The organism is Algoriphagus formosus (assembly GCF_002807035.1).
GTDB lineage: Bacteria > Bacteroidota > Bacteroidia > Cytophagales > Cyclobacteriaceae > Algoriphagus > Algoriphagus formosus.
In genome coordinates this window covers 933,163-946,167 of sequence record NZ_NIUC01000001.1, presented here as the reverse complement: position 1 = coordinate 946,167, position 13,005 = coordinate 933,163, and the positions used below count along the sequence as shown (strand labels likewise).

The 13,005-nt window shown below is 42.4% G+C and carries 10 protein-coding genes; 2 read left to right on the top strand and 8 right to left on the bottom strand.

The window, feature by feature from the left end:
* The first annotated feature begins 16 nt into the window (after nt 1–16).
* A complete protein-coding gene (locus CDH51_RS04245; protein WP_100627393.1) occupies nt 17–1,267 on the top strand; it encodes a M14 family metallopeptidase in 1,251 nt (416 codons plus the stop codon).
* Nucleotides 1,268–1,298: 31 nt separating this feature from the next.
* Here the strand turns inward: CDH51_RS04245 and CDH51_RS04240 are convergent, their stop codons facing one another.
* From CDH51_RS04240 to CDH51_RS04215, 6 genes are all read right to left on the bottom strand, one after another.
* Nucleotides 1,299–2,684 (bottom strand): glycoside hydrolase family 30 protein, encoded by a 1,386-nt coding sequence (locus tag CDH51_RS04240; protein WP_100627392.1) that lies wholly within the window; start codon nt 2,682–2,684, stop codon nt 1,299–1,301.
* A gap of 52 nt (nt 2,685–2,736) precedes the next feature.
* Entirely contained in the window at nt 2,737–3,126 is a 390-nt protein-coding gene (locus CDH51_RS04235) for a hypothetical protein (protein WP_100627391.1), read from the bottom strand.
* Nucleotides 3,127–3,151: 25 nt separating this feature from the next.
* The gene (locus CDH51_RS04230; protein WP_100627390.1) at nt 3,152–3,649 is read right to left on the bottom strand and encodes a DUF937 domain-containing protein; all 498 of its coding nucleotides are present in this window, start codon (nt 3,647–3,649) and stop codon (nt 3,152–3,154) included.
* Between the two features lie 273 nt (nt 3,650–3,922).
* Nucleotides 3,923–7,156 (bottom strand): S41 family peptidase, encoded by a 3,234-nt coding sequence (locus CDH51_RS04225; protein WP_100627389.1) that lies wholly within the window; start codon nt 7,154–7,156, stop codon nt 3,923–3,925.
* Between the two features lie 169 nt (nt 7,157–7,325).
* On the bottom strand, nt 7,326–9,518 hold the full coding sequence (locus CDH51_RS04220; RefSeq protein ID WP_157807039.1) for a zinc metalloprotease: 2,193 nt from the start codon (nt 9,516–9,518) through the stop codon (nt 7,326–7,328).
* Nucleotides 9,519–9,886: 368 nt separating this feature from the next.
* Complete coding sequence (locus CDH51_RS04215) at nt 9,887–10,474, bottom strand: DUF4136 domain-containing protein (RefSeq protein ID WP_100627387.1); 588 nt, start codon at nt 10,472–10,474, stop codon at nt 9,887–9,889.
* 195 nt (nt 10,475–10,669) lie between these two features.
* On the opposite strand from CDH51_RS04215, the gene CDH51_RS04210 reads away from it, so the two are divergent.
* Complete coding sequence (locus CDH51_RS04210) at nt 10,670–11,263, top strand: uracil-DNA glycosylase family protein (protein WP_100627386.1); 594 nt, start codon at nt 10,670–10,672, stop codon at nt 11,261–11,263.
* On the opposite strand, the gene CDH51_RS04205 is transcribed toward CDH51_RS04210, so the two are convergent.
* Both CDH51_RS04205 and CDH51_RS04200 read right to left on the bottom strand, forming a co-directional pair.
* Nucleotides 11,260–12,183, bottom strand: coding sequence for an NAD-dependent epimerase/dehydratase family protein (locus tag CDH51_RS04205; protein WP_100627385.1), 924 nt, complete (start codon nt 12,181–12,183; stop codon nt 11,260–11,262). The genes CDH51_RS04210 and CDH51_RS04205 overlap by 4 nt on opposite strands.
* 12 nt (nt 12,184–12,195) lie before the next feature.
* A complete protein-coding gene (locus tag CDH51_RS04200) occupies nt 12,196–13,005 on the bottom strand; it encodes a creatininase family protein (protein ID WP_100627384.1) in 810 nt (269 codons plus the stop codon).

Here is a 13,005-nt window from a genome sequence, read left to right as displayed (position 1 = left end):
TTTTGTAAATTCAAGAATGAAGTATTTAGCCCCCATTGTATTTTTTATCTTTTTCATGGCCTGCAAACCTACACAGCAGTGGTCAGGTCAAGGCCCTATCAATGTGGTTCCCACCGAGGATAAACCGATCGAAACCCAAGTCTATAGGGATTTTGATTTGGGTGACGGTTTTTTTATTTCTAATAAAATGGAAGGTGGAAGACTGAATGATGCCAAGAGGGTCAACGACACTCTGATCGAGGTGATGATTTTGCCAGAGAATCAACCCATCAACCCGAGTCCATGGTATGCATTCAAAATGTGGTCAGAAGAGGAAAAGCAACTATGGATTCGGCTGACATATCCTCAAAATGGCTTTCACCGCTATTACCCCAAAATCAATAAGCGAGGGCTTTATTATAAGAAGTTAGATTCTGCGGCTTTTCACCCACACTATAAAACATTGGAGGATGGACGAAGGCAGATTGAATTTGCTGAAGCGAAGGTTTGGGTAGGTCCAGATACGCTTTGGATAGCGGCACAGGATTTTGCAGGGACTGCCTATGTGGAGAGGTGGAAAGGGAAAATCCTTGAGAATGATTTTGTTGAAAAAATTGAAATTGGCCAAAGTAAAGAAGGAAGACCTCTGGAGGTTTTGAAAATAGGGGAGGCTGATGATCAAAAAATGCTGATGGCTATTTCCTTACAGCATCCACCGGAAATCCCTGGTTTCCTTGCATTAAAAAGCTTTGTCGAGACACTTTGTGAGGATAGTCCTCAGGCTAAAAAATTCCGAAGTAAATATAACCTGTATGTCATGCCTCTGATGAACCCTGATGGAGTGGCCAGAGGTCATTGGCGGCATAATGTAGGAGGGGTAGATACTAATCGAGATTGGATCAATTTCAATCAGCCTGAGCCAAAAGCCTTGGCCGAATTTATGGAGTCCAAAGTGCGCGAAACAGGGGGTGAATTCGTGTTTGCTGCAGATTTTCATGCTACTTGGGAAGATATTTTTTACACAATCAATGAGGATTTGGATGGGAATCATCCTGGTCTCATTCCCAAATTAATAAAGCGATCATCTCGAAAAATCCCGGGTTATGACCCCAATATTCGACCATCGGAAGGTATGGAGCGAGGAGTCACTTCTAGTTCATACTTCTTCTTTGTGCACGGTGCAGAGGCGATGACCTTTGAGGTGGGAGATAATACACCTCGAAGACTGATTCGTCAAAAGGGAGAAACCACGGCCAGAGAACTGATGCGAATTTTGAATAGGAAGTAAAAGTTACGAGGTAATTTTGAAAAATGTTCACTTACCAAACCCAGGTTCCAGTTGCTCCAGGATTTAGATTGGTGCTGAATTGAGTCTTGCCTTCCTTTACTTGGAAAGCTACAGGAGCCGAACTGTCATTTAGCACAATTAGGACCTTTTTTCCTGACGGTGTTTGATAGGCTACATTAGGCAAGCCTTCGATTGAATTGGATTCGATTCTGACCGAACCGTCATCTACAAATTTGCTGGCATGAGCGATGACATAATAGGCTGGATTTCGCGTAACTTGATCTCCATCTATTGTCACTGCGCCCAAGCAACGGTCACAGCCTCCTCGGTCAGTATGAGGTGTCAGGCTAGGATTGGAGCTTAGATTCCATTCCAAAACCGTTTTTGCCCAATTCCTAGGCGCTCCGATCAGTAGATTTTTCACATGCCATGGAATATCTCCTTCCAAATTACCGGGAGCACCTACCCATTGCTCTGTGAAGTAGATGTTTTTGTTGGGAAAGGCTCGATGTACTTCTGAAAGTGCTTCAATTTCTCCTCCATACAGATGAAATGCCGAACCGTCAATAAATGGATTAGCTAAACTGTCACTCATGACTGAAATCGGGTAGTCGGGTCGATCCGCATTGTGATCATAAACCACAATTTTGGTTTCGATACCTGATTCCAAGAAAGCCGGCCCCAAGTACTTCCCGATGAAGCGGGCTTGCTGCTCCGGAAGCATTAGAAGTGAAGGGTTATTTCCAGGATGTAAGGGCTCGTTTTGAATGGTCAGGGCGTCTATGTTGATGCCTTCAGCTTTCATCGCCTGGATATACTTGACCAGGTATTGTGCATAGGCAGGCTCGAATTCTTCCAAAAGGGATCCTCCTCGTGAGTCCTTATTGTCTTTCATCCACTTTGGTGGAGACCAAGGAGAGGCCATTAATTTGATTTTGGGGTTGATAGCCAAAATCATTTTCAAAACAGGAATCACATCCAGGGTATCGTAGCTAAGGCTAAAATTTTCTAGTTCGGGATCTACTGCCATTGAATCTTCCAGATCATTGTAAGAAAAGGGGAATTCATTCAAGTCAGAGGCAGCTACAGAAAGTCTGAGATAATTGATTCGGATGCTGTTTTCCTCATTCCCAAAAAGCTCAAGAAGGAGTGAATTGCGTGCCGAATCGCTCATCTGAAGGATGTGCTGAGCAGAGCCTTGACTCAAGGTGAATCCAAAGCCATCCATAGACTGGAAGCGGGACTCGATGTCAATAGTAATGGTTTGAGATTCTTGTCCAAGTTTAAGCGTTTCGGGGTTTTTCTCGAAAAGAAGTCCAGACTTCGGATCTGTCAACCAAAAGTTGACTTTTGGATCCTGAACCTGGCAAGAGACTAGGAGAATACATCCAAACAGAAAGGGAAAGAGATTTTTCATATGTAATAAAAAAGCCTCGGATGACCGAGGCTGTGAAGTTAAGCAATTAGCGCTAGAAGGCTAGGGCAGCTAGCCCCAGTTTCGATTTGAGTGGGTTAATTCCTTTCAGTATTTGACCCGAATATTTTCTAAATAAATCACTCCCCATGAGGTCTGTCAAGAACTTGGTTCTTTTATTTTTCAAACCAAGGAAACTTGCCTTTTTATCCTCATCGGATGCATTGCTTCCACTTATTTTCATCAATTCATCCACAAAGCTCTTATTGTCTTTTTTGAGTTTTGATTCTTGATCAGCATTTAAGCCAAGGCCTTTGGTATTATCCAGAATTCCTAAAACTTGAGAGCTTAAATCCATTTTTGGGATTTTAAGACCCTGCGCTTGAGCATTGGAGGCAAGGAATATAAAAATTCCAATGAACGCCATCATCGTTAGTTTTTTCATTTGTTCGGAGTTTATGTTGATGAAATTATTTAAAAAGACCTTTACCCATATTCATAAGCCCACCGAGGTCCATACCTCCTTTTCCTCCACCACCTAATAGTGAACCTAGGATATCAGCTCCTCCGGCACCCGGACCACCTTGTAAGGCTTTGGCTACAGAATTCATGATGTCATTATTGTCTTGGGGAGCGTCATTGACGCGCTGATTGAAAAAGTTCATCAGCATGGGAAGGGCTGCTGTTGCAAGGCTCATTGCCTGCTGGCTATTTAGCCCCAACTTTTCCATAAGTCCGGAAGCAAAATCTCCTGAGAGCCCTTGAATTGCAGGACTATCTGCTGGGGTGTCAGCACCTGAAAACATTTCTTTCACAGCGGAGAGATCTCCAGATTGGGCCTTCTTTTGCAAAAGAGAACCAAGAACTTCCTCGATTGCGGAAGCATCTCCGGGACCTGCATCCACATTTGAATTTGCTAGAAATTCTTTCAAAGGGCCATCGGCCATTTTTAATAATTGATCTATCATGATTATAAAAGTTTAATTTATTTAAAGATTCGAAAAACTTAATTCCGATCCTAAAACATAAAGGTTTTATTTGTTCAGGAAAATAAATCTGAGCATTTTTTCCTCTGAATATCTTGTTATTTAGGATCTTTCAAAGAATATTTTTCACCAAAAAAACTCCAATTTTTTTCAAACTTTCAAAAAAAGAAATACCCAGAACTGATTCCATAACTCAGAATCAGCTGCTGGGTATTGATGGTGTAAGGAGTAATTAAATTAGGCGTTTGCTAGCAATTAATTTCCTTTTGGTCTGAAATATCGAATAGGAGGTGCTGGTTCTGGTTTGAGTTCTACCCCTTCAGTTTCGAGTAGCTTCAATGCCTCAGTGACTGCTCGTTCCAATTGAGGATCCCTTCCATTGATCACGTCTTTCGGCATCTGCTCTACCGGAATATCCGGGGAAATTCCAACTCCTTCCACAGCCCATTCTCCATTTACGTCATAGAAACCTCCTCTTGGTGCGACCATTCGCCCGCCGTCTATGAAAGGAGGCGTATCCCAAGTGCCTACTAAGCCTCCCCAAGTTTTGGTGCCGATGAGAGGGCCTATTTCCATTTTGTTGAAAAGGTAAGGCAGCAGATCTCCTCCCGAACCTGCTCGTTCATTGATCAGCATGACTTTTGGTCCCCATATTCCAGACATGGGAGTGGTAAAGGGTCTATGATCATTGGCTCGGGAGTTAAAATAGCCGTGAAGTTCTCTCGCCATGATGTCCACCATGTAATCTGCGGCAGAACCACCACCGTTATTTCTTTCATCGATCACTGCACCTTTTTTATCCTGCTGGGAGAAGTAGTATCGATTGAAATAGGTGTATCCTGGCTGACCGGTGTTTGGAAGATAGACGTAAGCGAGCTTTCCATCCGATAGTTCATCGACTTTTCTTCTATTACCTTCCACCCAATCCATCATTCGTAATTGGGATTCATTGGCTACGGGTTTGGTAGCGATCATTCTTGCTCCGTCCAAGCCTGGCTTTGAGTTGAGGTGAATGGTCGTGTATTGATTGGCAGTTCCTTCCAAGTATTCATACAGGTTAGTATTGGCTTGGATTTCTTTTCCGTTTATTCCTACTAGGTATTCCCCGACTTTCGCTTCATTGCCTGGATGAGCTAATGGTGCAGTCAGATTTGGATTCCAGCTTTCTCCATTATAAATCTTGCTGATACGATAATGTCCATTTACCATTTCAAAATCAGCTCCTAAAAGTCCAATTGGTACACGGTCGATATCAGGAAAATCACCACCTCGGGTATAGGAATGGCCTACCGCTACTTCACCACCAATAATATCGATGATGTAATTCATATCCGTACGGTGACGCACATGGTCTACCCACGGCTTATACCATTCATAGATATCGTCCCATGGTGCGCCATGCACATTGTCAACATAAAGGAAGTCTCGCTGATAGCGCCAGCCTTCTCTGTAAATCTGCTGCCACTCTTCCTGTGGATTGACTTTGACTTTCATGGAGGAAATTGCTTTAAGCGCTCCATCTCCTACTTTCTTGTTTGATCCGGAAGTTTCGATGATTCCCCAAGTTGACCCTGATTGGTAGAGCATGGACTTTCTGTCTTTAGAGACTACCACTTGATTTACTCGAGGTAAAAATTCTTCCGACTTTTGCTTTTTAAGGTCATATTTTCGGAGGACTGTCCCTTGATTGGGAATTGCTTCCATGTAGAAAACCGTTCCTTCAGGTCCAGAGGCAAGGCCAGTATAATTTCGATCAGGAATATCTACTGCTACAATTCTTCTTGCAATATTCTCTGGATCAATTTTTACAGTGACGGCTCCATTTTCATCTTTCTTTTCCCCATTGGCTTCTTTGGCTTTTTCTTCGTCACTTTTTGGGAGAAGTGGAGATTTTTCATTTGCATCCAGAATGGCAAAATACAGATGTCTGGTCACAGGCCTATCGTAGCTACTCATATCCAGCCAGCCTGTATTTAGCCCAAAATTGGTAGAAGCTAAGAAGTAAAGATACTTTCCACTTTCATCCCAAACTGGGGATATGGCGTCTGCTAATTGATCGCTGATTTGGATCTTTTCGTTGGTGTCTACATTGAGGACAAAAATAGATTTGAACTGATTATCCATCAGTCTGGAATAGGCTATCCATTTTCCATCAGGAGACCAAACTGGATTCATGGAGCGATTAGGATGTGCAAATCGGTCGGTTTCGACTATTCGTGCATTTCCACTTTCAATTTCAACAAGCCAAATATTGTAGTCCGTATCTGTGAACGCCAGGTGTCTTCCGTCCGGAGCCCATTCTGGCTCAAAGAAAAAGCTTGGATCTGGAATTTTGATAGTTTTCTCAATGGTACTGCCTGTTTGATCGGCAATGATTAATTGATATTCTCCGGATTGATCAGAGAAGTAGGCGATCTTTTGGCCATCAGGTGACCAAGCTGGGGCTCGCTCTGCAGAACTTGAGGTATTGGTGATATTTCTGCCCGATCCGTTTTCTTTTGGAACGGTAATGATCTCACCTCGAAATTCAAATAATGCGCGCTGCCCGGTAGGAGAGAGGTAGGGATTCTGAAGTTGACTGGCAGAAACATCCACCCATCGCTCTCTAGCCCAGTGAAAATCGCCCTTAACCTCAATCTCTACCTGTGTCAAAGAGCCATTCCCAGGGTCAAATAAGTGTAGATACCCTCCTTGCTCGATAATGATTGCATCTGGCCCGGCATCAATGCTTTTGATATCAAAATCCTTCAAGAAGGTTTCTTGTTTTTCCTGACCCGTTGCAGGATCGAAGGACCAAAGATTGGCAAGGAAATCCCGCTCTGAGATGTAATACACTTTATTTCCAAGCCAAACAGGATCAGTATGCCGCTCATTGTCCAATTGCGGAGTCATTTGAAGAGAATAGTCTTTCATATCGACTATCCAAATGGGTTTGGCTTGTCCACCGCGATGATTTCTCCATTCTGGATCCCAAAATGAAATTTGCTGATAAGCAATGTGTGAAGCATCAGGGGAAAGTTCTCCATTCACAGCCCTTGGAATGGCCAATGATTCGGGCATTCCTCCATTCTTGGAAATTTTAAAAAATTTAGATTCCTCTGTCGCATGTCCTTCTCTGCCAGAGGTAAATAAAACGTGCTGTCCATCAGGAGTCCATCCTGTGACATTATCTGCACCTGGATGCCAGGTCAGTCGTTGTGGTTCACCACCTTCTGATGGAATCAGGTAGACATCCGTATTGCCATCATATTGTGCCGTAAATGCGATATGTGTACCGTCTGGAGAGAAATGCGGAAGTGACTCTTCTCCCTCATTACTTGTTAGTCGGGTTGCCTGACCTCCAGCTCGAGACACTTTCCAAAGGTCATTGGCATAGACAAATACAATTTCGGATTGGCTAAGCGTAGGCTGTCGAAGCAGCTGGGTTCCTTGCCCCAAAGCTGACTGGCTGAGCACACCACAGATCAATAATGTGATGAGGTTTTTCATAATTGATTCAATTTGGGTTTTTATAAAAATAGATGAATTGTGAGTAAATCCGAAAAGTACCCGCACTATTCTGATAAGTGGCTTTAGGGATGCCTAAAAATGGAAAAATCCGTCCTCCTTCTATTTAAGTACCATTAGAAGGGGACGGATTTTTAGGGAGAAAAGATTTCTAGCGATTAGCTAGCAAGGAGTTGATCTGTGATTTGATTGTTTCCATGACGGAAGCTTTCAATTTCTTCTTTTTGAAAATTGCTTCCATACTTTTCATCAATTGCACAGCGGCTTTTTCATCCCCCTCTTTAAGCATACCATCAGCCAATTGCCTGTAAGCCCAATTCAGTGTGATATTATCTATGCCTTTATCTCCTGCAGATTCAGAGAAGACCTTGTCCAAGTGACTTGTCGCTTGCCCGAGGTCTCTTTTTCTCACCTGTAGTTTTTGACTTTCGGGATCGACGATTTTATAAGTCATAGATTCATTGATACCCAAGATGAAGTCAGCATAAATACTCAGTGAATTTTTGGCATGTTTTTCTGATACTTCTTTCAAAAGATCATTCCCATTTTTAAGGCTTGGACTATCTGATCCCATTAAGTAGAAAAGCATCCCTACGTCATCATGGAAATAGCTATCTGCAATAGCATCTTCCTGCGCATTGAGAGGTGATTTTACCCTGATTTTCACATCCTCACTTTGAATGACAGAACCATCTGGCGTTCTGTAAGCACCTTTGATCTTGTAAATCCCTGGTGCATCAAAATAAAATCCATCTCTTCCGTAGCCTATATAAGCACTGGCGTAGAGCGTGTCTTTTTCGTCAGTCAGCACGGCATCCTTGACCGCTACGCAGTTATGTCCAACGGGCTCATAATTCATTACCTGTCCATTAGGCTTCATGATACCGATCCGAACTTGCTCATATTTTGGATGTACATGAGCATTTACCCGTTGATCATCTTTGAGTCGCGACCGAAGTTTGATCTCCACGACCACCGGTTCGCCTAAAGCGTAAGAGCTTTTAATTGGAACGATTTCAAGCCTGAGGCCACTGTTGTCATCGTGGATATCAGCGGTGAGGTCCTCTATATGGCGGTGGGGAGCCTCTAAACCTGCGCCTTGTGCCCAATCATTTCCACCCATGACTACACTATTGTAGTATCCATGTCTGAGATGTTCTAGCTCTCCAGTGTCGAAGGCAAAGGTGAAATTGGCCCAAAATTGTCCACTTCCGTTGCGGTTGTCATAGCCCCAAGGATAGTTCATCCAGCTTAAGCTATCGGGTCTGCTTTTATCCCAACTATGAAGGAGATTGAAGGCATGTCCCAATTCGTGGACATAGGTGAAGAGTTGATTTCTAGTATAATTATTCCCGCTGAAATAGCTTGCTAGCGTGTCCTGAAATACAGCGGCTCCTTGTCTATGAGGTTTGTTCGAACTCTTATAATCGAACATAATTCCCAAAAGCGTATTGCTGACAGCTCTTCGAGCGGCAAATAACCAAACGGCCCACTGAGGAGAATTTTTGTACACACTGAAGTGCCTGACCATACTGGCATGCATCTCGCTTTCGGTCCAGCGGGAGTCACTTCCAGCCTCACTGGTATTGATGTAGTTGTTGCTTCCCGTATAATTCATTTGAATTCCGGCCTCTTGGAAAGCAGACACCAAGTTTAGAGTCCGTGTAGGGCCTGGGTTTGAGTAGGTACCAGTATTGTAGCTACCAAACAGAGTCGTGCCTTGCTCCACATCAGTCTCTAGTTGCAGGGTTCTGAAATATTGAGATTTGAAAGCGCAGGTATAAATAGCACCTGAGGTAGAGTTTTGCATCATGGTCACCTTGGCTGAGGCCCTGGTAGAAAAGATGTAATTTCGAGAGATTTCAATTTTTGCCCGATTGGCCCACATAGACTTGGTACCTGTGAAGGAACCCGAAACAGTTACTTTGGTTGACCCATAAACCACCGTAGGATTTCTCATAATAAATGAACCCCAATAGCTAGTTGTGCTTCCTACTCGAAAAAAATCAAAGCTCGCCATTCGAAGGTTGCCTGTACCATCGACATCTACTCTCAAAATTAGTTGCCAGCCTGATTGAACTGTCTCATAACTTCCTGATACCTGGTGTCGGGCAATTGGAATCGGCTTCCATTTCCAATCAATGATTTTCTTATCAATTGGCTGTAATGTTTTGATGTTTTGAATGTTTGCATCAGGACTTGACTCCTCCAATGCATCCAATTCCGCCTGGTCAATCTCGAGTCCCTCTTCTTGAAAAGGATTTTGCTGGAACTCTTCTTCGAACTGATTTTCGGGGCTATTTTCTACAAAAGAACCCATCCCCGGATCGTTAAAACTTGTCATAGCATTAAAATTTATAGTTGAACAAAAAGAAAATTCAAAATGGGGGGTAATAAACAATAGAAATACGCTATAAACATGCGGAATATAGATTATAAATACCTAAAAATCAAGCAAATAAGTAAAAATATAAAAGTGGGCTTGTCCACTAATTTCTCAATCAAAAAGCTAAGATTTTGTGTATTTATCGTAAAAACCTAAACGAAAAACATAAAAACACAAACACAGTAAAAATTGAGTTTAATGACGTCTTTTTTGGGGTTTTTAAGACTGAAAAAAGTATCAATACACTACCTTGAGGTTTTATTAAAATGTTAATTATCAGATTTTTAAGTAAAAAAATAAAATTAATTAGAGAGTAAAACTAGTTCTTATTCCATCAATCTATTGACAACTTTAAACTCATTCATGACACGATAGGCTGCTCTGGTGATGTCAGCTTGAAAAGTAGGAGAAGCTTCATCAAAATTTGCTGCTGTGTACCCTTGCCAGATAGTATTTCCCCGTTTTGTGTCGATCACGTAGATGACCAGCATCCCATTGTTTTCCTTGTACTTGATTTGATTGTACGTTTCGTCTTTTTCTCTTTCTTTCTCTTCTTCATCTTCATCCTCCTCGACTACTTCCGCGCCTCGGCTTTTAAGCCAGTAATCAAACTCCGGTTGTACGTATCCACGATAGCGGATCGAATCCATGAAAATCTTGTACGAAACCAACATATCAGGTTTTTCTGGCTTTTCTCTGAAACCTTGAGACCCTAGACGTGCTCCAATGGTTGCATTCAAAACTGGTCGGATCAGACTGGTATCCACTTCTGTCGGCTCCACAAAAGCAAATGTCTTATACCTTTTAAAAGATGCTTGATAATTGTAGTCATATTCGGTCACATAGTCTTTTTGAGTGAAACACCCGCTAGCTATCATGACGATCATTCCAAATAATATAATCGAGCTTCTCATGATTTGATTGGTTGTTGGTATTCAGGAAAATGTAAAACTTCAGAATCAGATGTTTGTTCCAAAGTATTGACATCCAGTATGATGAAATTTAAAAATTCTTTTCCAGAAAAGATAATCTGCGATATTATCTTATTTTGAAATCAATAATTTGTCATTCTTCTGACACTGGCAAGTTTGATTTTTAACGACTTTAACATGCTATCTGAGAAACGCGAATTCGAAAACCATATTCATCAGATTAAGGATTGTAAAATCTGCGAAAAATACCTGCCGCTAGGAGCGAATCCGGTTTTCTCAGTGCATCAGAAAAGTAAAATCCTAATCATAGGTCAAGCACCGGGCACACGAGTGCATGCAACAGGCATTCCTTGGAATGATCCCAGTGGTGATAATTTGAGAAATTGGCTGGAAATGGAAAAAGAGGTTTTTTACGATCCGGAAATTGTGGGTATCATGCCGATGGGATTTTGCTATCCGGGTAGGGGAAAGGGCGGTGATTTACCACCTCGGCCCGAATGCGCTCCTCAGTGGCATGCATCGCTTCTAGACTGGATGCCTAATATTCAGCTTACACTTCTGATAGGGGCCTATGCTCAGAAGTATTATTTGGGTGCAAGCCGAAAAAAGACACTGACTGAGACTGTCAAAAGCTTTGAAGCGTACAGTCCAGACTTTTTTCCTTTAGTCCATCCTTCTCCTCGAAATCGTTTATGGATGCGAAATAACCCTTGGTTTGAATCTGAGGTAGTTCCTCAATTGCGAGAAAGGGTTTGGCGAATTTTGGGCTAGGCTTCAAGACATTTTTTAAGTCCATCTTCCATGGGTGTGGCTTTCCAGCCAAAGGCCTTTTCAAATTTGCTGCTATCGAAGCAATAGTCTTCTTCGAGCTGATAGCTCAGTTCTTTTACTTCTTTCAAAGGTTGAATGAACAGACCTAATAGCGAAATAGCCCAGGATGGAAGTACCTGAAGTTTGAAATCCTTATTTAGATGTGTATTTAGAATTCGGGTAATTTCCTCTACAGAGTAAAAAGCTTGATCAGTAGGTAGATTCCAGGTCTGATTCCAAGTGTTTGGGCTTAATGCCAATTCCACAGTTGCTTTGCCGGCATCAGGAATATAGATAAAGGAATGCTTACTTTTAGCATTGAACAGCCATTGAGGATTTTTGCCTGATTTCATTCTGCTGATGACTAGCTCATGCAAAAGGCTGTTTTTGGCATTGGGTCCATAAAAATCAGGAGCCCTCGCAACAATTGCTTCCAGACTTTTTTCTTCAACCTCTCGCCAGAGCATTTTCAAAATATGCAATCTGACCTTGCCTTTGGTACTTTCGGGGTTCAGGGCTGTGCTTTCGGTCAGGTTCCCGATTTTTGTCGGGTCACAGGCATACATATTGTCAAAAAAGACCAATTTGGCTTGCTGTGCTTTACAGGCTTCCAGCGTGTTTTCCATGATGATAGGCCATTCTTTTTCCCAGACCTTTTTGTCGTATTGAATACCTGCTACTAAAAAAACCACATCAACGCCTTCAGCTGCCTGTAGGACATCATCGGCATGAAGAAGGTTGCCGATGATTAATTCGTCATTGGGGTTGACTTTCTTTGGATTTCTACTAAATAATTTAATCGGTACTCCCTTGTCAGCCAATTCCTTAGCAATGATTTGCCCGATGTTGCCATTTGCGCCGAGAATTAATGCCTTTTTCATAATTCAGAATTATTATAACCCAGCCAAGTCCCATTTTGCAATGGTTTCTTCGATCAAAGCAAGGACTTTTTCATTGACTTTTTGAAAGTATTCCTCTGCTTGTTCTTGGTTAAAATTAGGGTACCCTTGGCCTTCTTGATAGAGACCGATTGAGGATGGGAAAGGCACGGCAGACCACGACTTATCTTTTGGGTAGGCAGTAGCTTGGTTGGAGTTGTAGCGCTCCTGATGAACAAGGGTGGGATCGATGGCTTGGATATAAGCTGTTTCATTGAGCCCCGCATGACCTCCGTCTTCTTTGAATACTTCCAAAGTCACATCTGAAGCATAGCTCCACCAGTTGATTACCAAAGTTCGGACTTGTAATTCGTTCGCTACTTCGCCTGCTACCTTTTGTAGAACGGCAGTTTGCCCTCCTCCATGACCATTCAGAATGATGATATTTTTAAAACCATTTCTAGCGAGTCCTTTAAGAATATCCCTGATAAAAAGTGAGTAGGCTTCCTCAGAAATCTCAAAGGCTCCAGGGTAATTGGCCATGCTACCTGTCATGCCATAGTTCAATGTAGGGGCAATCAACGCATTGAGCTCATCAGCAATATCCTTAGCCATAGCAAAAGGAGCGGTATTGTCTGCGCCATTATTGATGACTCCGTGTGGTTCTAGAGTTCCAGTAGGAAGTAATACTGTCTGAATCTTTTCAGGGACAAACTCCGCAAATTCCATCCAATTGATCCGGTCCATTTCTCTTGTCGTAAGGGTCTGGGCTATAGATGAGAGTACAAAAAAATTAAGGACAAGGAATGGAATAAACTTTCTCAT

What these genes read in the sequence shown, in the direction of transcription:
- CDH51_RS04245 (WP_100627393.1), top strand. Translation starts at nt 17, where the DNA reads ATGAAGTATTTAGCCCCCATTGTATTTTTTATCTTTTTCATGGCCTGC.
- CDH51_RS04240 (WP_100627392.1), bottom strand. Translation starts at nt 2,684, where the DNA reads ATGAAAAATCTCTTTCCCTTTCTGTTTGGATGTATTCTCCTAGTCTCT.
- CDH51_RS04235 (WP_100627391.1), bottom strand. Translation starts at nt 3,126, where the DNA reads ATGAAAAAACTAACGATGATGGCGTTCATTGGAATTTTTATATTCCTT.
- CDH51_RS04230 (WP_100627390.1), bottom strand. Translation starts at nt 3,649, where the DNA reads ATGATAGATCAATTATTAAAAATGGCCGATGGCCCTTTGAAAGAATTT.
- CDH51_RS04225 (WP_100627389.1), bottom strand. Translation starts at nt 7,156, where the DNA reads ATGAAAAACCTCATCACATTATTGATCTGTGGTGTGCTCAGCCAGTCA.
- CDH51_RS04220 (WP_157807039.1), bottom strand. Translation starts at nt 9,518, where the DNA reads ATGACAAGTTTTAACGATCCGGGGATGGGTTCTTTTGTAGAAAATAGC.
- CDH51_RS04215 (WP_100627387.1), bottom strand. Translation starts at nt 10,474, where the DNA reads ATGAGAAGCTCGATTATATTATTTGGAATGATCGTCATGATAGCTAGC.
- CDH51_RS04210 (WP_100627386.1), top strand. Translation starts at nt 10,670, where the DNA reads ATGCTATCTGAGAAACGCGAATTCGAAAACCATATTCATCAGATTAAG.
- CDH51_RS04205 (WP_100627385.1), bottom strand. Translation starts at nt 12,183, where the DNA reads ATGAAAAAGGCATTAATTCTCGGCGCAAATGGCAACATCGGGCAAATC.
- CDH51_RS04200 (WP_100627384.1), bottom strand. Translation starts at nt 13,005, where the DNA reads ATGAGAAAGTTTATTCCATTCCTTGTCCTTAATTTTTTTGTACTCTCA.